The following is an 18,656-nucleotide window of genomic DNA, read 5'->3' on the forward strand; positions in this document are numbered from 1 at the left end:
TCGACAACCTTACCGAGCTGAAAGCAAAAAAGTCAATAAAATTGCGCCAGCCAAACTCCACCCTCAACGATGGGGTAAACGAAACTTTTGTCACCCAAAAGAACTCCTTGAAATAGGAGCCATCCTCAGTAGATGCTATAAGTGCATCTACTAGCATCAGGTACCAGCAACCTGCGAAATTGCATCCACCGCGCCTTTTCCAAAAAATGGGCGCACTGAAAAACGGACTCAGATAGCGGTCGAGTGATGAAAAAAACCCTTATCCTTTATACTGGCGGAACCCTGGGAATGCGCCGCAGTGAATCCGGCTATGTGCCGGACGCCGATCTTGAAGATGCCCTGCAGCGCCTGCTACAGGATGTGATCGGCCAACTGCCGAGCTATGATTTCCAGGCCCTCGACCCGCTCCTCGACAGCGCCAATATGCAGCCCCAGGACTGGTACCGCATCGCCGCCCTGATACGCGACAACTATAGCCACTACACAGGCTTTGTTGTGCTGCACGGCACCGATACTATGGCTTATACCGCCTCCGCGCTGTCCTTCGCCCTGCAGGGACTGGCCAAACCGGTAGTGGTAACCGGCTCTCAGATCCCCTTGCGGGAAATGCGCAGCGACGCCTATAACAATTTAATCGCCGCCTTGCTATTGAGCGGTTCAGATAGTATCGGTGAGGTCTGCCTCTACTTTAACGGCAAGCTGTTGCGTGGCAACCGTGCGGTAAAAGTTAGCTCCGGCTCACTGGATGCCTTCTCCAGTCCCAATTATCCGAGCCTCGGCGAAGTGGGCATCCAGGTGCATATCGATCCTAATGCTTTATTGATGCACGGAGACACACCGCAGTTTGAAATCCCCGATAACACCGATGGCAGCGTTGTATTAGTGAAACTATTCCCCGGAATTACTCCGCTGTTTCTCAGTAAAGTTATTGAAGCACGCCCACGCGGTATAGTGATTGAAACCTACGGTACCGGCAATGCCCCCACCGACAATCAGGCATTTACCGAGCAGCTTACCAGAGCTACAGAGCTGGGAATTATTTGTGTGGCGGTATCACAATGCCTGGAAAACCATGTGGATCTCGGCAAGTACGCTGCCGGCTCCGCACTACTGCGCGCCGGTGTGATCGGTGGCCTGGATATGACCAGCGAAGCCTGCTATGCCAAATTGAATCACCTGTTAGCCATGAACCACACAAACAGTGAAGTTAAAGACTTAATGGAAACCCCGCTATGCGGGGAATGCACCCCCTAACAAAATCAAACGGGATTTATTGAGCAATGCGCAGAAAAAATTCTGCTAGCTTATCGTTGCAGATATAAATCCCGACGGCTTTTTATCGGGCGACCAAATGTGGCCAGGTATTGGTTTAGAGGAAAATACTGGGCATTTAGACCAGAAGCAGATACTCCTTGATGAGCAATAATTTTTCACAAAACTTACGCCTGCTGTGCAGTTTCTATCGCTCCATCGCCGAAGTGTGTCGGCGCATGGGTGTGAACCGAGCACAATTTAACAAATACCTCAGCGGCAATACTCAGCCCTCACAGTACACTCTCAGTAAAATCTGCCACTTCTTTGGTGTTGAACCCCATGAAATTTTGATGCCCGCCGAACAGTTTGAGCAAATTGTTCGGGTGCGCCGCACCGCTACGACTGTCGAATCCTCCCGCCCCTACTCTATGGATATTGACTTGCTAATGCGGGAGTCACAAGGGCGCGCTGATAAATACCTGGGCTTTTACTTTGAATATCACTACTCGATGACTTTTCCCGATCATATTATTCGCAGCCTGCTGCATATCGAGTCCGATGGGGAAGGATATTACTTCCAGCGCTTCGAGCGCATGCGCTATCCAGATAGGGAGGAGTGGTACAAGTCCCGCTACAAAGGCATGCTGCTTTTTCTCTCTGAGCGTATATTTTTGATTGGCTACGAAGCGCTGACACGCAACGAAATCGCCCAGACAATCCTCTATCCCACCTATAAAAGCCGAGTGAGTTATTTATCCGGCCTCAAGCTGGGCGCCTCTGCCAGTGACCGGCGCGAACCCGTATGTACAAAAGTATTGCTGGAATCTCTCGGACGTAATATCAGCATCAAAAACGCATTAAAACTGTGTGGGGTATTTGGCCCGGATTCCGATGAGATCAATCGCAGTATTCGCGAAAATATCCGAGCCTCAAACACTGAAGGTCCACAGAGTTTTTTTGCCACTCCACTTTAAGCATGAATTTCTATTAAAGGCCCAACCAAGAGGCCCAAATGATAACAACCACGGGCACCCCGTAACCCAGGTTAATTCTGGTTATTGGTGCACTTGCCCTTATGCAGATGAAGAGAAAGCAGAAGTCCATGACAAACGATTTCCACACCCTAAAACCCATGCCGGTATTCACTACCAGTAGTGAATACCGCACCGAAAAAGACTTGCTCGGAGAGCGCGAAGTACCGGCCGATGTCTATTTTGGCATTCAAACCCTGCGCGCCCTGGAAAACTTCCAAATTACTGGTATCACCCTCAACCACTTCCCTAATTTGGTCAAAGCGCTGGCCATGGTGAAGAAGGCTGCGGCTCATGCCAACTGCGAACTCGGCTACCTGGAAAAGAACCTGGAAGCGGCAATTGCCAAAGCCTGCGATGAAATTATTGAAGGCAAGCTGCACGATCAATTCCTGGTAGACATGATTCAAGGCGGTGCCGGCACCTCCACCAATATGAACGCCAATGAAGTAATTGCCAATCGCGCGCTGGAATTGCTCGGCCACAATAAGGGTGAATACAAAAACGCTCACCCCAACAACCATGTAAACCTATCGCAATCCACCAACGATGTTTACCCCTCCTCCATCAACCTAGCAGTCCTGCTCAGCTACAACGACCTGGTGCAGTCTATGGAGGAGCTGTGTATCGAATTTGATGGCAAAGCCAAGGAATTTGCACAGGTTATTAAAATGGGCCGCACCCAGCTACAGGATGCAGTACCCATGACCCTGGGGCAGGAGTTTGCCGCTTTTGCTGCAACCATTCGTGAAGATGTCGCTCGGGTTAAAGAGCTAGTAGCCCTGTTTAAAGAAATCAATATGGGCGGCACCGCAATCGGTACAGGTATTAATACCGACCCGCAATATCGTCAACTGGTTGTATCGGCACTGTCTGAAATTTCCAGCATCGACTTTGTCTGCGCGGAAAATCTAGTAGAGGCCACTTCTGATATGGGTGCCTTCGTCATGTTTTCCGGGGTAATGAAACGTATCGCAGTAAAAATTTCAAAGATCTGCAGCGACCTACGCCTTCTCTCCAGCGGCCCTCGCGCAGGTCTCAATGAAATCAATCTGCCACCGATGCAGCCAGGCTCCTCCATTATGCCTGGTAAGGTAAATCCAGTAATTCCCGAGGTGGTCAACCAGGTGGCCTACCAAGTAATCGGTAACGACCTGACAATCACCTTGGCAGCGGAATCGGGCCAGCTGCAGTTAAATGTCATGGAACCAGTTATCGCCTTCAACTTGCTACAGTCTATGCGCTTAATGACCCAAGCTATGCATACCTTGGCTCAACGCTGTGTCAATGGCATCAGCGCGAATGAAGAGCATTGCCGGCAGTTGGTAGAAAACAGTATCGGCCTGATCACCGCGGTAAATCCGTTTATCGGCTACGAAAATGCCACTCGTATTGCCCAGCAAGCATTGATGACGGGCGCGAGCGTCAAGCAGTTGATTTTGGATGAGGGGTTACTAAGTGAGGAAGAGTTAAATGATATTCTCGCTCCAGAGAATATGACTCAGCCACGTAAAGTAGCATTGAAGAGCCCGACTTAGATAAAAAAGCGGCCGCTTTAGAGAGGCCGCTTTCTTCCGCTGATCTTAAATACCCAGCTCTTTAATTAGAGTGGCTGGAGGCAGATAACCGGGCACAACCCTGCCATCCTCCATCACAATAGTGGGCGTGCCGCGTACATCGATCACCTCGTTACCCAATTTATATTGGGCGGCAACCGGGTTGTTATTGCAGACCTGCAAAGGCACGTTTTCGCGGTTCTTCAATGCGGTGAGCGTTTTATTGGTGTCATCGGCACACCAGGCAGTAGCGAGCTTGCGATAACCCAGAGATTGCAGGCCTCCGCGCGGGAATGCCAAATATCTTACTTCGATCCCGCGCTTGTTCAGCTCAGGAACATCCTGGTGCAACTTGCGGCAATAGCCACAGTCGACATCGGTGAAAACATAGATACGCGCTTTGGTCTCGCCTTTGGGCGAGAAGACGATCATATCGTCGATGCTTTGGGTTTCCATCACCTTGGCCCGGCGAGTTGCTCGGCGCCCCTCAGAGAGGTTCGCAAAGCCTCCGCCAGTCTTAGCCTGGAACAGGTCCCCCAGAATAAAATGGTTGCCATCGGCTGAGACAAACAGAGTACTGCTACCACCGTCAAGCTCTACTTCGTAGAGCCCCTCGATCGGGGTCTCACGCACTTCACCATAAGTAGGCTTGGGGTTACTTGCCTCAAGGCGGGCTTTGATTGTCTTCGCAACGTTTGCGTCGACCTCTGCAAGGGCCGCTGGGCCAAGCAGACCGAGCAGCACTCCAGCGAGCGCCAGCGGCTTCTTGATAAGCATCATTACCGATTGCTCCTTAAATTCTCAATGAGGTTCGACTCAAACGTCGGCCTTCAGTTCCAGCCAGTATGGCAGCTATATGCCATTTCAGATCCACATGGCGCGTTTTAACATATTCAGGCACTGGACACTACGTACAAACTCCCAAGTTGTGCGCTGATCTAAAGGATACAGGGGTAGATAGCGTAGCTGTCGGGGACAAAGGGAGAAGCGTGAGGCCAGAAGTTCAAATGCACTTCCATGGCAATTCAGCCTTTCGGGCTTGGCACATGACTGGCCATAAAGGGAAGACTACGGATACAAAAAAGCCGGAGAATAACCCCGGCTTTTCTGCGAGCTGTATGAGAGGTGCTTAGTTAAGCTTCTCTTTAATACGTGCGGCTTTACCAGTCAGGCTGCGCAGGTAGTAGAGTTTAGCCTGGCGTACGTCACCACGACGCTTAACCTTGATGCTGTCAACCAGCGGGCTGTGAGTCTGGAAAGTACGCTCAACACCAACACCGTGGGAGATTTTACGCACGGTAAAGGAGGAGTTCAGGCCGCGGTTGCGCTTGCCGATTACCACACCTTCGAACGCCTGCAGACGCTCGCGGTTACCTTCTTTTACTTTCACTTGAACGATTACAGTGTCGCCCGGCGCGAAGGGAGGTACTTCGCTCTTCAGCTGTTCCTGCTCCAGCTGCTGGATAATTTTGTTAGTCATTTGGATTTGCTCCCAAATAGAGTTTATGTAGCTTCTCAGCTAGTTCACCGAACTACTCCCGCCTCCCGGCGAATCCGGCATCAAGTTTTATCGGATTTCCGCTCCTGTTGAATTTCTTCCAACAGTTGCTTCTGCTCCTTGTTCAGCTCCAGCCCATCCAAAAGGTCGGGTCGACGCTGCTGTGTGCGCGCCAGTGCCTGCTTCAGGCGCCAGCGGCGTATTCTTTCGTGGTTGCCCGAGAGCAACACTTCCGGTACCGCCACACCCCGGTACTGTTCGGGCCGGGTATAGTGGGGACAGTCGAGCAAACCCGAGGAGAATGAATCCTCAACCGCCGACTGGTCGTGCCCTAGCGCGCCGGGAATCAGCCGTGTAATGGTATCCACCAACACCATAGCAGCCAGTTCACCACCACTTAGGACATAGTCACCAATGGACCACTCCTCGTCGATCACTGATTCGACGATACGCTCATCTACCCCTTCGTAGCGCCCGGCCAGCAAAACCAGATTGCCAGCGCCAGAGAGGTTTTCGACCCCGCGCTGATCCAGTTGCTGTCCCTGCGGAGACAGGTAGATAGTGCGTACAGCTTCGCCCTCTTCCCCAGCCCAGGCGCGCGCGGCCTGCAGGGACTGATAAAGGGGTTCAGCCATCATCACCATTCCGGGACCACCGCCATAAGGGCGATCATCCACAGTGCGATGCTTGTCACTGGTGAAATCCCGAGGGTTCCAGCAGCGCACTTCCAACAGGCCATCTTTGACGGCCCGACCGCTGACACCATACTCGGTCAATGCAGCAAACATCTCCGGAAAAATGCTTACCAGAGCGATTTTTTTAGTCATCGCTCAGCGCCTTAAAAAGCTGGGTCCCAGTCGACGGTTATTACACCGGCTTCCAGGTCAATATTGGTTATAAACTGATCCGGCAGATAGGGAATCAAGCGCTCGCGCTTATCCGCTCCACCGCGCACCACCATTACATCGTTGGCGCCAGTTTCCATCATGCGGGCGACGATACCAAAGTCGTGATCTTCGCCATCGAAATGGCTGACAACCTTTAATCCCTCGAGCTGGTGCCAGTAATACTCACCCCGCTCAAGCTCAGGCATCAGTTCACGAGCTACAGCTATATCGCGCTGGCAAAGTCGAGCCGCCAAATCGCGGTCATCAATGCCTTTCACATGTACTATTAAGCCCTTACCGTGACGCTTACCAGCGTCAATTTCGAGAGCTTCCCAACCTTTCGGCCCCTGCAAGCGCCAATTAGGGAACTGCAGGATGTTGTCCATCGGCTCGGTATAGGAGTGAACCTTGACCCAGCCGCGCACACCATAAACGGTAGTAACGCGCCCAACCGTGACCAACTCTTCGGAAGGTTTTCCGTTATCTGTCACAGGAGCACCACTTACGCGCAAATTAAGCAGATTCTTTCAGCAGCTTGCTGACGCGATCAGAAACCTGAGCACCGTGACCCAGCCAGTAGTCAACACGCTCACGATCAATGCGCAGACGCTCTTCCTGGCCACGGGCAACCGGGTTGAAGAAGCCAACACGCTCAATGAATCGACCGTCGCGAGACTTGCGGCTGTCGGTTACGGTCAGGTGATAGAACGGGCGTTTTTTAGCACCGCCACGAGCCAAACGAATGGTTACCATGTAACTTTCCTGTATTTTTTAACACTTGGCGACAGCAATAAGCTGTCACCCAAACATCTCTGCCGGCAGCTCACCCGGCTGAAAGGCGGCGTATTCTAATGTACCGCCAGAGATTTGTATAGCGATTCCTAGGGCCCTCAGAGCCCCGAAAACCCTTACTTTTTCTTGAATCCGGGGGGCAGGCCACCGGGCATACCGCCCATTCCGCCGAGACCTCCGGGCAGACCACCACCCCCGGTCATTCCACCGAGGCCGCGCATCATCTTGCCCATACCGCCGCCCTTGAGCTTTTTCATCATCTTGCCCATCTGCTTATGCTGTTTAAGCAAGCGATTGAGATCTTGCAGCTGGGTGCCGGAGCCGGCGACGATACGGCGCTTGCGCGAACCGTTAAGAAGGTCAGGATTGCGGCGTTCGGCCGGCGTCATGGAGGAAATCAGGGCGTCCATACGCTTAAATTCTTTACCCATGTCGGCCTGTTGTGCGGCCTGCGCCACACCACCCATGCCGGGCATTTTCTCCAGCAGGGAGCCAAAGCCACCCATGTTTTGCATTTGCTGCAACTGGTCGCGCAAGTCTTCCAGGTCAAAGCCTTTACCTTTCTGGACCTTCTTAACCAGCTTTTCGGCTTTCTCTTTATCGATCTTCTGCTCTGCTTCTTCAATCAGAGACAGAATGTCGCCCATACCCAGGATACGGGAGGCGATACGGTCCGGGTGGAAGGTTTCCAGGGCGTCGGTCTTTTCACCAACACCGATAAACTTGATCGGCTTGCCAGTAACATGGCGCACAGAGAGTGCCGCACCACCGCGTGCATCACCATCTGCCTTAGTCAGAATAACCCCGGTCAGTGGCAGGGCCTCATTGAAGGCGCTGGCGGTATTTACCGCATCCTGACCGATCATTGCGTCGATAACAAACAGGGTTTCTGCGGGATCCAACTCACTGTGCAGCTCGCGGATTTCATCCATCAGCTGACTGTCGATATGCAGACGACCCGCGGTATCGACAATCAGTACATCGGCAAATTGCTTGCGCGCCGCATCCACTGCACCCTTGGCAATATCCAGGGGCTTCTGATCAGGAGTTGAAGCATGAAACAGCGCGCCCACTTCACCTGCCAGAGTTTCCAGCTGCTTGATGGCTGCAGGGCGATACACGTCCGCACTCACCACCATAACTTTCTTCTTTTCCCGCTCCTGCAGGTACTTGGCTAGCTTGGCAACACTGGTGGTTTTACCGGCCCCCTGAAGGCCCGCCATCAAAATCACAGCGGGAGGCTGAACTGCAAGATTGAGCGGCTCTGCAGCAGCACCCATCACCTTAACCAGCTCATCCTGAACAATCTTGACGAACTGCTGCCCCGGGTTCAGGGCCTTGCTAACCTTCTGCCCAACAGCGGCTGTGCGCACTTGCTGCACAAAGGCCTTCACGACTGGCAGAGCGACATCCGCCTCAAGCAGCGCTTTGCGCACTTCACGCAGGGTATCGCGGATATTGTCATCGGTCAGACGGGCCTTGCCGGTGACTTTTTTTAGGGCCGCCGATAAGCGGTCACTCAGGTTATCGAACATAAATTCGTCTCGATTTCTCCGATTGCGGACAGGACCCCGGTGCGGAGGGCCGCGAAATTTTTTTGGGGAGTATATCCAACTCCCACTCTGAGGCGCGGCAGTATAGCTCAGGTCCCGTCACAGCCGAAATATCACCAGATCTTCCCTGTTAAAGCGTGCTGTGACACACTCCTCCTCCACTGCTTAGAAGATACGGATCTAACCAATGGCGGCATTCGCCCACTGGACGGCCATCGCGCTATATATAGCTACCACCATTGTCGCGGCCAGGGCCCTTGCCCGCGCCCAACAGCCCGATCGTAAACTGCTCCTGGGCCTGCTCGCCGGAGCCCTGGCCACCCACGCAATATCCCTTGCGCAGACACTGTTTTCCTCAGCAGGCTATCGCTTTGATCTGTTAGCAATGCTGTCATTAATCACCTGGGTGGTGAACTTATTGCTGCTTATCCTAGCGGTGAATCGACCACTAACCTTGTTGATACTGATTTTTGCCCCGTTAGGAGCACTCACCGAACTGACCGCGTCCCACACCTGGGGAGGCGTTGCACCACACCAACAGTTATCTTCTGGGATTGCCATACACGCGCTGCTATCAATCTCCGCCTACTCCCTACTTACTCTTGCAACCCTACAGGCCATCTACCTTTATTACCTGAACCAGCAGCTACACAACCATCGGCCAGTGGGTGCCATGCGCCTGCTCCCCCCCCTGCAAAGCATGGAGTCATTACTCTTTGGGTTAATTGCTTTCGGCCAATTACTGTTAACTGCCTCCCTGATTACCGGATTTATCTTTGTGGGTAACCTTTTTGAGCAGGGCCCCCTACACAAGACAGTGCTCTCCCTGCTCGCCTGGGTGCTTTACAGTATTCTTCTTTGGGGGCATTGGCAGTGGGGTTGGCGCGGTAACACTGCCGTGCGTTGGACTCTGTGTGCCTTTGCTGCACTAATGCTGGCCTACTTTGGTAGTAAGTTGGTTATTGAGGTTATCCTTCAGCGCGGCTAAGAATACTAAAGAGGAGCCGTTTAAAGTCGAGTATAAGCAAACGGCACTGACATTCGCTCACAGGTGCCATTTTCAGGGTGGAGACCAAACACCCCTTGATCTCCTCAACCGCCCCTATAGCCTTTACCGGGTTTATTTAGGTTTATAAGTGACCGGAAAACTTGCGGAGGTAGCCGTTCTGTTTCAATATCTCCGCTCAGAAATAAAAAGAGTTCTCCCTTGAACGAGATGCCCCCGGGCCTGCTGTTTAGCCTGCTTGCCCTGCTGATTGTGATATCGGCTTTCTTTTCCAGCTCCGAAACCAGCATGATGGCGCTGAACCGCTACCGCCTGCGCCACCAGGCCAAGAGCGGTCACCGCGGCGCCAAGCGGGCCATGGAACTGCTTGCCCGGCCGGACAAGCTGATCGGCGTTATCCTGATTGGCAATAATCTGGTCAATATCCTGGCCTCAGTAATTGCCGGTGCTGTCTTTACTCAACTGTACGGCGATGCCGGCCTCTTCTACGCTACCGGCGCTCTCACAATCGTTATTCTTATTTTTGCGGAAGTCACCCCAAAAACCATTGCCGCTCTTCACCCGGAGAGAGTGGCATTTCCTGCATCGCTAATTTTACGCCCACTGCAATGGCTTCTGACACCGTTTGTATTACTCGTCGGTAGCATATCCAATGGACTTGCGCGCCTGGTAGGCGTTGAAGCAACTGCTGGCAACGAGGCAGAACACCTAGCGCCCGAGGAACTTAGAACAGTGGTGTTCGAATCTGGCGCCCTGCTTCCCAGCAAGCACAAAGGCATGCTTCTCAATGTGCTGGACCTGGACCAGGCCACAGTGGAAGACATTATGATCCCGCGCAACGAGGTCATGGGAATCGACCTGGAAAACAGCGCCGATCAGATTCTCCAACAACTGGCAGAGAGTACTTACACCCGCCTGCCGGTATACCGGGGAGATATCAATCAGGTAGTGGGTATTTTGCACCTGCGTCGCGCCGCACAGATACTGCGAGACGGCCCAGACAAACTCACAGCTGAACGTCTCAAGTCCTTTACCGGTGAACCTTACTTTGTACCCGAGGCCACCCCACTGCCCACCCTGCTAATGAACTTCCAGAAAACCAAGCGCCGCATGGGCTTGGTTGTGGATGAATATGGGGAGGTGATGGGGATAGTAACTCTAGAAGATCTACTGGAGGAAATTGTCGGCGACTTCACCGCGAGCCCAGTTCCCAGCGACGATGAGGAAATTGTCGCCATGGAAAGCGGCTGGTATATGATCGAGGGTGGAACCTCTATCCGGGATATCAACCGCACGCTAAATTGGGACCTAACCACCGACGGACCAAAGACCTTCAACGGTCTCCTTATGGAGCACCTTGAAAGCATCCCAGATGGCAATATCAGTTTATTTATCCTCAATAATTACCAAGTGGAAATTGAAGAGGTTTCCGACAAAATGATTATCAGAGCCAGGATCAAAAAAATTGAGCGCTAGTCAAGCGCTCTACAACCTTGAGCTTAAGCAATATCCTCTAAGAGTTTCCTTACCGGGGTAAAACTCACCCGATGCAGAGCGCTGGGACCCAATTCTTCCAAGGCCTGCATATGAGCTTTAGTGGGGTAACCTTTGTGGCCGGCCAGTCCATAACCTGGATAGCGTGCATCCAACTCCACCATCTCTCGATCACGGGTCACTTTGGCCAAAATTGAGGCCGCAGCAATGGCGGCAACGCGACCATCCCCCTTAATCACAGTATCGCAGGGATAAGACCAGTCCGGTCTTTTATTACCATCTACTAACACAAACTCAGGCTGTAGTGGCAACTGCTCCACTGCACGGCGCATTGCCAATAAACTCGCCTGCAGAATATTGATCTGATCAATTTCTTCGACGGTTGCACGGGCAATAGAAAAACTCAACGCACGCTCACAAATCTCCTCAAAGAGCGACTCTCGTTTTTTCTCACTAAGTTTTTTGGAGTCGGCCAGCCCCAAAATGGGCTCTGCTGGATCGAGAATTACTGCAGCCGCCACTACATCTCCAGCCAGTGGGCCACGGCCAACTTCATCGACTCCAGCGAGAAGATCACCTTTATAAGGACAGATGTACGGAGGTAATTCTTTTTTAACACTCATGGTTTATAAAACCCGATTACTTCAAAAGAGCACAGATAGCATCGGCTGCCCGCTCAGAGGCATTCCGACGCAATTGCTGGTGAAGATCATCAAATTCGCGCTGCAGCTGATCACCCAGTAGTGGATCTTCAAAATAGCGCATCAACGCCGCTCCGAGATTCTCCGGGGTCGCATCACTCTGCAGGATTTCCGGCACCAACTCCCTTTGTGCCAGCAAGTTGGGCAGAGAAACCCAGGGCGTGTGCAGCATACGAGAGACGATAGCGTAAGTAATTTTGCCCAGTTTATAGGCAACCACCATAGGCTTTTTCAGTAGCATGGTTTCTAACGTTGCCGTTCCTGAAGCAATTAACACAGCATCCGACACACTGAGCGCCTTGTGTGAATCTCCCTCTAATATCGTGACAGGCAGTTCCGGAAAATCCTTTAGCTGCTCCCGCAATTCGGCTAAACGCTGCTCATTTGCTGCCGGCAATACAAATTTGAGATCGGGATGGCGCTGGTAACACCAGCGAGCCGTCTGCAAAAATAGTGGCCCAAGCAAACGCACTTCCCCACCTCGGCTACCCGGTAACAGCGCAATAACACGGTCATCAACTGTGAGACCCAGCTCTTTGCGCTCTGCAACACTGCTAACCTGCAAAGGAATATCATCCGCTAACGGATGCCCCACAAAAGTCACCGGCACGTGGTTTTCACGATAAAAAGCAGCCTCAAAAGGCAGCAAGGTGAGCATATGGTCAATAGCACGAGCAATCTTTTTTATTCGCCCCTGCCGCCACGCCCACACTGAAGGGCTGACATAATGCACAGTGCGAACCCCTTCGGCCTTGAGGGACTCCTCCAAAGACAAGTTAAAATCTGGTGAGTCGATACCGATAAAAAGGTCCGGCGGATTTTCAGTGAAGTGCTCGCGCAGAGTGCGGCGAATTTTTAATAATTCTGGCAGTCGTTTTAGCGGCTCAACCAATCCCATCACCGAGAGGCGCTCCATTGGAAAAAGGGATTTCGCCCCCAAAGCCTGCATACGCGGACCAGCAATCCCTTCAAACTGAATTCCCGGGAGGCGCTTTTGCAGGGAGTCAATAAGACCTGCACCGAGGATATCTCCAGAGGCCTCACCGACAACAATACCAATACGAACCGGCTTATTATTTTCTGACACGCCTAACAATTCCCCCAAAGTGGAAATGGCTCAATTTTCATAGATACCGATTAAGATATGAAAAGACTAAATTAGGAAGTGCACAATAACAGCACTTCCCGCAAATGGCTGTGCTTAGCGGACAATTCCGCGAGAGGAGGTCTGCAGGGAATCAATCCAAGGCTGAATTACAGGGGACTGCTCTCGCAGTTCCGTAAGGGCCTGGACAGCCTCTTGCAGAGTAAGGCCACGCCGGTAGACCGTTTTGTATGCCTTGTTGATTAGAGAGATGTCCTCGCGGGAAAAACCTCTACGACGCAACCCCTCCGCATTAATAGTCTTGGCCTCTGCCGGATTCCCAGCCACCATGACATAAGCTGGCACATCTTTGCCGATCGCTGCGCCCATCCCTAGGAAAGCGTGCTCACCAATGGTGCAATGCTGATGTACAAGACTGTACCCGCTGAGGATTGCCCAATCTTTTACTATTACGTGGCCGGCGAGCCCCACATTATTAACGAGAATGGTGTGATTACCGACAACACTATCATGACCGATATGGGCATAGGCCATAATCAGGTTATCACTGCCGATAGTGGTTTCCCCACGATCCTGCACAGTGCCCCGGTGGATGGTTACGCCCTCACGAATAACATTGTTATCGCCAATTACCAGGGTGGTCTGCTCGCCTTGATATTTTTTGTCCGGCGTATCTTGACCTATCGAGGCAAACTGGTAAATACGGTTATTTTTTCCGAGCTTAGTGGGCCCACTCAATACAACATGTGAAGCAATTTCACAGCCATCACCGAGTTCCACATCGGCGCCAACTATGGAATAGGCTCCGATACTCACCCCGGAACCGATAACCGCCGTCGGATCGATAATAGCTGTGGGGTGGATATTTGTCTGCATTCTGGAATCTACTCCTCAGGTAGCGACACTTCGGACACTACAACTTCAAATAAACAACAACTGGAAGAGTTATCAAAAGCACCTTAGCAGCCACGTCAAGTGACGAATAAGCGCATTAAACCTGCTTCACCGCACACAGAAGATCTGCAGAGGCCGCAAGCTCACCATCGACACTCGCTTTACAGGAAAACTTCCAGATATTACGGCGCACTGAAACTGCTTCGGACATCAGGTCCAGCCTGTCCCCAGGGACCACCTGACGCTTAAAACGCGCCTTGTCGACACCGCCAAACAGGTACAGGTAGCCATCCTCGGGCTTCTTGCCAAATGTTTTGAAGCCAAGAATTCCTGAAACCTGGGCCATAGCCTCAACGATCATAACACCGGGGAAAATCGGCATCTGTGGAAAGTGACCGTTAAACAGCTCCTCATTAATAGAGATATTTTTATACCCCTTAATAAACTTCCCTTCCTCGAGTTCAACGACACGATCGACCAATAAAAACGGATAGCGATGTGGCAGGTACTCGCGAATCTCAGTTACATCCATCATTCCAAATGCCCCCAGAAACCACTTCGGGGCGTTAAACGCCCCGAAAACATCAAATCAAAATTGTTTTTCTTAAAGCAGCTGTGAGCTATTTATCCCGATCGAGGGACAGGGCTTTAAGTTGCTTCTCCAAATCTTTCACCCTTCGTGCCACCTTATCCAACTGCCCGAAGCGCACCGCGTTGCGACGCCAGGACTGACTATCGGCAAAGGGTAAAGCGCCGGAGTAAATTCCCGGCTTGTCGATGGATTTGGTCACAAAAGTATTAGCGGTAACTTGGCAGCCATCGGCAATGGTTACATGCCCGGCAATACGGGAGCTGCCACCCAAAGCACAGTGCTTACCGATTACTGCGCTGCCCGCAATTCCTGTGCATGCAGCAATGGCTGAGTAGTCACCAATCTGCACATTGTGCGCGATTTGGACCAAATTGTCGATCTTGACACCACGACCAATCACAGTGTCACCAAGTGCCCCACGATCCACACAAGTATTGGCGCCTATTTCAACCTCGTCGCCAACCTGCACGCCACCCAGCTGGTAAATCTTAATCCATTCACGCTGATGCAGCGCAAAACCAAAGCCGTCTGCACCAATAACCGCATGACTGTGGATGATAACATCGCGCCCGACCTGACAACCGTGATGCAGTATTGCACCCGCATAAAGGCAGCTCCCTTCTCCAAGGGTACTGCCCTCTCCCACAAAGCAGTTGGCGCCAACCGATGCCCGAGGTCCAATTTTCGCAAACGCCTCTATCACCGCACCAGCTGCAATAGAGGCACTAGAGGCCACTTCTGCGTCTGGATGAACTACAGCGCTCGGGTGAATACCCGCCTCAATCGTTGGAGCCGTATTGAACAAAGCACTCGCCCTGGCAAAAGCCAAGTAAGGGTTATCCACACAAAGTGCGCTAACAGGTGTCTCCTCAACAAACTCGGCAGTCACCAATACAGCGCCCGCTGACGTGGTCTTGAGGAAGCGGCGATAATTAGGGTTTGCCAGGAAGGTCAACTGCTCGGGCCCAGCATCTTGCAAAGTGCTAAGACCAGAAATTACATATTCTGCGTCTACCCCGGGGGCCAGACGCAGCTCAGCACCCAGAGCATTTGCAAGCTGGGTTAACGACAAATTGTCACTCATACAGACTATCGATTACTTATCAGCATTCATACGCTTTACGACAGCCTCAGTCAGATTGACCGAAGGATTTGCAAAGTAAGCGGTAGAGGCATCCAACACTAAGTCCAGGTTTTGCTCTTTAATGATCGCTTCCAGCGCTGTTTTAGCCTTGGGCCCCAGAGAAGTTTGAATTTCCTGGCCTACCTGGGCCTCCATTGCGCGCAGTTTTTTAACAGTAGTTTCAAAGTCTGAACGCTTGAAGTTCATCTTACGCTGATATTCTGTTTTCTGCTCATCGGACCAGGTAACGCTGTTTTTCTGCGCATCTTCTGCCATTTTTTGCAATTCTGAACGAATAGACTCGGCACTACTTTGCAGCTTGGAGTACTCGGAACTGGTCTTCAATGAATTGACCTTGGTCTTGGCCACATCGGTGCTCATAATCGCAGCCTGCAGGTTAAATACCGCAACCTTGGTCTGCGCCATGGCGGCGCCAGACAGGGTTATACCAGCCAGCAGGATTGCGAAAATCTTTACATTCTTAAGCACTTTAGTCTCTCCAATTGGTTTTATTTTTTATGCGCAGCAGCTGCACTCAATCCATTTATATTCGATAAAGTTAAAAGCTATTACCCAGGGTAAACTGGAACACTTCCGTCTCATCATCCTCGTTTTCCTTCAAGGCTTTAGCCAAACTGAAAGTCAATGGTCCAAAACCGGTAACCCATGTCAAGCCAATGCCCGCGGAAACATTCATTTTACCGAAGTCCACATCGTAACAGTTGATCTGGGTTTCATCACAACTAGTATCAAAGACGTTACCTGCATCAACAAAGAAGGCAGACTGCAGAGAGCGCTGATCTTTGATAAACGGCAGCGGGAAAATAACCTCGGCACTACCTTCTACTAAGATATTGCCACCAAAGGGGTCGGCATCCCCATTCTGACGGATATCCAGGTTTCCATTTTCATCTGTCTGATAACAGTACTCCGTGATGATCTCACCATCAGTCGCACAGGGGAGACGAGTATAAAACTCGGCCGGAGTTGAACGGGGACCCAGTGTATTACGCTTGAAACCGCGCACAGAGCCAAAACCACCGGCATAGAAATTTTCAAAGAAAGGCAGTTGATCGAGATCGCCGTAGCCATCCCCGTAACCCAGGCGCGTACGCAGACGTAGCGTCAAGCTCTTCGTTAGGGGGCGGAAATACTGACCAGTATAAATAAATTTGTAGTATTCAAGATCACTGCCGGGCACGGTAAATTCCGCGGAGAAATTCTGGGATGCCCCGCGAGTCGCCAATATACCGCGGTTCAAAGTGGAGCGGGCATAAGAAGCAGTCAAAGCCAAGTTATTAAACGCATCACCGTAACGATCGATAAAACCATCTGCTGAAGTATTAAACTGATTCTGATCAATCATCATTGCAAGATCATTGGCCACTCCATCATTGAGATCTGCAACAATCGTCTCAGCATTAGTGAGTGTCACCCCCTCAAGAGAGGTGTCATCCAAAAGAGATGGGCTGGATTGGATTTCCTGTACAGAACCACTCGAGGCCGAGAGCTCCAAATGACTGAAATTAACATTCAGCCCCACACGGGAAATTTCTGAAACCGGGTAGCCGAAGCTAACACCACCACCATAACTAGTCGTGTTGTAGTCCGACAGGTTGACCTCAGAGTAGTCATTTTCCCTATAAAAAACGTTAAACCCGCGGCTCACACCGTCAGGCGTAAAGTAAGGGTCAAGATAGGAAAAGTTCAGTGCGGTCTGGTAGGTAGACACGTTTAAACCAATACCTACCTGCTTGCCGGTACCCAGCCAGTTATTTTCCTGGATATTACCGCCGAGTACCAAGCCGCTACTCTGTGCCCAGCCGATAGTGCCACCAATAGAGCCTGAAGGTTGCTCCTCTACGGTATATTCCACATCGATCTGGTCGGAAGTACCAGGCACCTCTGCAGTTTCTACTTCCACCTCTTTAAAGTAACCAAGGCGTTCCAGGCGCACCTTGGATTGCTCAATTCTTGCGGAGGAGGCCGAGGCAGATTCCATCTGACGCATTTCACGACGCAACACCTCATCGGCAGTACGAGTGTTACCACGGAAATTGATTCGGCGCACATAGGCGCGCTTACCCGGGTTGATAAAGAAGGTAATTTTTACCGTATTCTCTTCTTTATCGGGTTCGGGAATGCCATTCACCTCGGCAAAGGTATAACCTTCATTGCCCAGACGCTTGGTAATATAGTCAGACGTGGTGGTCATCCGAATCTGGGAGAAAGTCTGCCCTTCACGCACCAACAGTAAGCGCTTGATTTCCTCTTCCGAAACCACCGGGTCGCCGGCGAGATCCACCTCACTGACGGTGTAAACATTCCCCTCTCTCACATTGACTGTGATAAAAACACTCTGCTTGTCTGGGCTCAGGGAAACCTGAGTGGATTCTATTTGAAAATCCAGATAGCCGCGGTCGAGATAGTAGGACTCTAGGCGCTCCAGGTCACCAGTGAGTTTCTCACGGGAATATTTGTCATCGCTGCGCAGCCAGGACAACCAACCTGTGGTCTGCAGCTCGAAAATTTCTGCCAATTCTTCGTCGGAAAATGCCTCGTTACCCACAACATTGATGTGCTTGATAGCCGCAACCGAGCCCTCGTCGACGATAACCCGCAGCTCGACCTGGTTGCGTGGCAATTCTTTCACTTCGGTCTTAACACTTGCACCATAGCGCCCCTGTGCCACATATTGGCGCTCAAGCTCCTGGGCGAGCCCCTCCAGAGTTGCACGTTTAAAGATCTGCCCCTCGGATAAACCGTTATCCTTCATACCCTTGAGCAAATCTTCGGTGGCGATGGCCTTATTACCGCTGATCTCAATCTTGGAAATTGCTGGACGCTCGCGAACAGTGACCACCAGAACACCATTTTCACGGCCGATTTGGATATCTTCAAAGTAGCCGGTGCGGAACAGTGCCCGGGTAGCGCTCTGGATTTCCACGGATTCAATTTCATCACCCACTCGCACGGGAAGGGCAGAGAAGACTGTACCGGCAGAGACGCGTTGCAATCCTTCCACGCGAATATCATTGACCACGAACGACTGCGCTATTGCACTTAAAGGCAACATCAGGCCGAGGGAGGCCGCTTTGAGGAAATCTTTCATCTACTAATTCCGAGTGTTTTTATTCGCAATCCAGGAGTTACAGCGCTTTATTCAGCGC

At 51.5% G+C, this 18,656-nt stretch carries 18 protein-coding genes; 5 read left to right on the top strand and 13 right to left on the bottom strand.

Going from position 1 to position 18,656, the window contains the following annotated elements:
* Positions 1 to 246: 246 nt before the first annotated feature.
* From ACJJJA_RS16525 to aspA, 3 genes are all read left to right on the top strand, one after another.
* A complete protein-coding gene (locus ACJJJA_RS16525; RefSeq protein ID WP_444902799.1) occupies positions 247 to 1,254 on the top strand; it encodes an asparaginase in 1,008 nt (335 codons plus the stop codon).
* Positions 1,255 to 1,415: 161 nt separating this feature from the next.
* On the top strand, positions 1,416 to 2,228 hold the full coding sequence (locus ACJJJA_RS16530) for a helix-turn-helix domain-containing protein (RefSeq protein WP_252082633.1): 813 nt from the start codon (positions 1,416 to 1,418) through the stop codon (positions 2,226 to 2,228).
* A 128-nt stretch (positions 2,229 to 2,356) separates the two neighbouring features.
* Positions 2,357 to 3,823: an aspartate ammonia-lyase gene (aspA, locus tag ACJJJA_RS16535; protein WP_444884190.1), complete on the top strand. Its 1,467-nt coding sequence runs from the start codon at positions 2,357 to 2,359 to the stop codon at positions 3,821 to 3,823.
* 45 nt (positions 3,824 to 3,868) lie between these two features.
* Here the strand turns inward: aspA and ACJJJA_RS16540 are convergent, their stop codons facing one another.
* From ACJJJA_RS16540 to ffh, 6 genes are all read right to left on the bottom strand, one after another.
* Positions 3,869 to 4,621, bottom strand: a complete 753-nt coding sequence (locus ACJJJA_RS16540) for a DsbC family protein (RefSeq protein WP_252082637.1) — start codon at positions 4,619 to 4,621, stop codon at positions 3,869 to 3,871.
* A 349-nt stretch (positions 4,622 to 4,970) separates the two neighbouring features.
* Positions 4,971 to 5,327 carry a 50S ribosomal protein L19 gene (gene rplS, locus ACJJJA_RS16545; protein WP_286037023.1) on the bottom strand — a complete coding sequence of 119 codons (357 nt, stop codon included), beginning with the start codon at positions 5,325 to 5,327 and terminating at the stop codon, positions 4,971 to 4,973.
* A 74-nt stretch (positions 5,328 to 5,401) separates the two neighbouring features.
* Entirely contained in the window at positions 5,402 to 6,166 is a 765-nt protein-coding gene (trmD, locus tag ACJJJA_RS16550) for a tRNA (guanosine(37)-N1)-methyltransferase TrmD (protein ID WP_444902800.1), read from the bottom strand.
* 11 nt (positions 6,167 to 6,177) lie between these two features.
* The gene (gene rimM, locus ACJJJA_RS16555; protein ID WP_444886821.1) at positions 6,178 to 6,717 is read right to left on the bottom strand and encodes a ribosome maturation factor RimM; all 540 of its coding nucleotides are present in this window, start codon (positions 6,715 to 6,717) and stop codon (positions 6,178 to 6,180) included.
* 22 nt (positions 6,718 to 6,739) lie between these two features.
* The gene (rpsP, locus tag ACJJJA_RS16560; RefSeq protein WP_226648429.1) at positions 6,740 to 6,979 is read right to left on the bottom strand and encodes a 30S ribosomal protein S16; all 240 of its coding nucleotides are present in this window, start codon (positions 6,977 to 6,979) and stop codon (positions 6,740 to 6,742) included.
* Between the two features lie 155 nt (positions 6,980 to 7,134).
* Complete coding sequence (gene ffh, locus ACJJJA_RS16565; RefSeq protein WP_252082643.1) at positions 7,135 to 8,553, bottom strand: signal recognition particle protein; 1,419 nt, start codon at positions 8,551 to 8,553, stop codon at positions 7,135 to 7,137.
* A gap of 205 nt (positions 8,554 to 8,758) precedes the next feature.
* Between ffh and ACJJJA_RS16570 the strand changes: the two genes are divergently transcribed.
* Together ACJJJA_RS16570 and ACJJJA_RS16575 are read left to right on the top strand one after the other, a co-directional pair.
* Positions 8,759 to 9,559 (top strand): cytochrome C assembly family protein, encoded by an 801-nt coding sequence (locus tag ACJJJA_RS16570; RefSeq protein ID WP_444884187.1) that lies wholly within the window; start codon positions 8,759 to 8,761, stop codon positions 9,557 to 9,559.
* Between the two features lie 219 nt (positions 9,560 to 9,778).
* The gene (locus ACJJJA_RS16575) at positions 9,779 to 11,053 is read left to right on the top strand and encodes an HlyC/CorC family transporter (protein ID WP_444884186.1); all 1,275 of its coding nucleotides are present in this window, start codon (positions 9,779 to 9,781) and stop codon (positions 11,051 to 11,053) included.
* Positions 11,054 to 11,076: 23 nt separating this feature from the next.
* Here the strand turns inward: ACJJJA_RS16575 and rnhB are convergent, their stop codons facing one another.
* The 7 genes from rnhB to bamA form a co-directional block, all read right to left on the bottom strand.
* On the bottom strand, positions 11,077 to 11,694 hold the full coding sequence (gene rnhB / locus ACJJJA_RS16580; RefSeq protein WP_444902801.1) for a ribonuclease HII: 618 nt from the start codon (positions 11,692 to 11,694) through the stop codon (positions 11,077 to 11,079).
* Between the two features lie 16 nt (positions 11,695 to 11,710).
* Complete coding sequence (lpxB, locus tag ACJJJA_RS16585) at positions 11,711 to 12,859, bottom strand: lipid-A-disaccharide synthase (RefSeq protein ID WP_444902802.1); 1,149 nt, start codon at positions 12,857 to 12,859, stop codon at positions 11,711 to 11,713.
* Between the two features lie 114 nt (positions 12,860 to 12,973).
* Positions 12,974 to 13,753, bottom strand: coding sequence for an acyl-ACP--UDP-N-acetylglucosamine O-acyltransferase (gene lpxA, locus ACJJJA_RS16590; RefSeq protein WP_444884183.1), 780 nt, complete (start codon positions 13,751 to 13,753; stop codon positions 12,974 to 12,976).
* Positions 13,754 to 13,868: 115 nt separating this feature from the next.
* The gene (fabZ, locus tag ACJJJA_RS16595; RefSeq protein ID WP_444886822.1) at positions 13,869 to 14,306 is read right to left on the bottom strand and encodes a 3-hydroxyacyl-ACP dehydratase FabZ; all 438 of its coding nucleotides are present in this window, start codon (positions 14,304 to 14,306) and stop codon (positions 13,869 to 13,871) included.
* Between the two features lie 85 nt (positions 14,307 to 14,391).
* Entirely contained in the window at positions 14,392 to 15,447 is a 1,056-nt protein-coding gene (gene lpxD / locus ACJJJA_RS16600; RefSeq protein WP_444902803.1) for a UDP-3-O-(3-hydroxymyristoyl)glucosamine N-acyltransferase, read from the bottom strand.
* Between the two features lie 12 nt (positions 15,448 to 15,459).
* On the bottom strand, positions 15,460 to 15,975 hold the full coding sequence (locus ACJJJA_RS16605; protein ID WP_252082654.1) for an OmpH/Skp family outer membrane protein: 516 nt from the start codon (positions 15,973 to 15,975) through the stop codon (positions 15,460 to 15,462).
* A gap of 70 nt (positions 15,976 to 16,045) precedes the next feature.
* Positions 16,046 to 18,598: an outer membrane protein assembly factor BamA gene (bamA, locus tag ACJJJA_RS16610; protein ID WP_444886824.1), complete on the bottom strand. Its 2,553-nt coding sequence runs from the start codon at positions 18,596 to 18,598 to the stop codon at positions 16,046 to 16,048.
* Between the last annotated feature and the right edge of the window lie 58 nt (positions 18,599 to 18,656).

It is taken from the genome of Microbulbifer mixtoriginis (SeqCode), assembly GCF_052466865.1.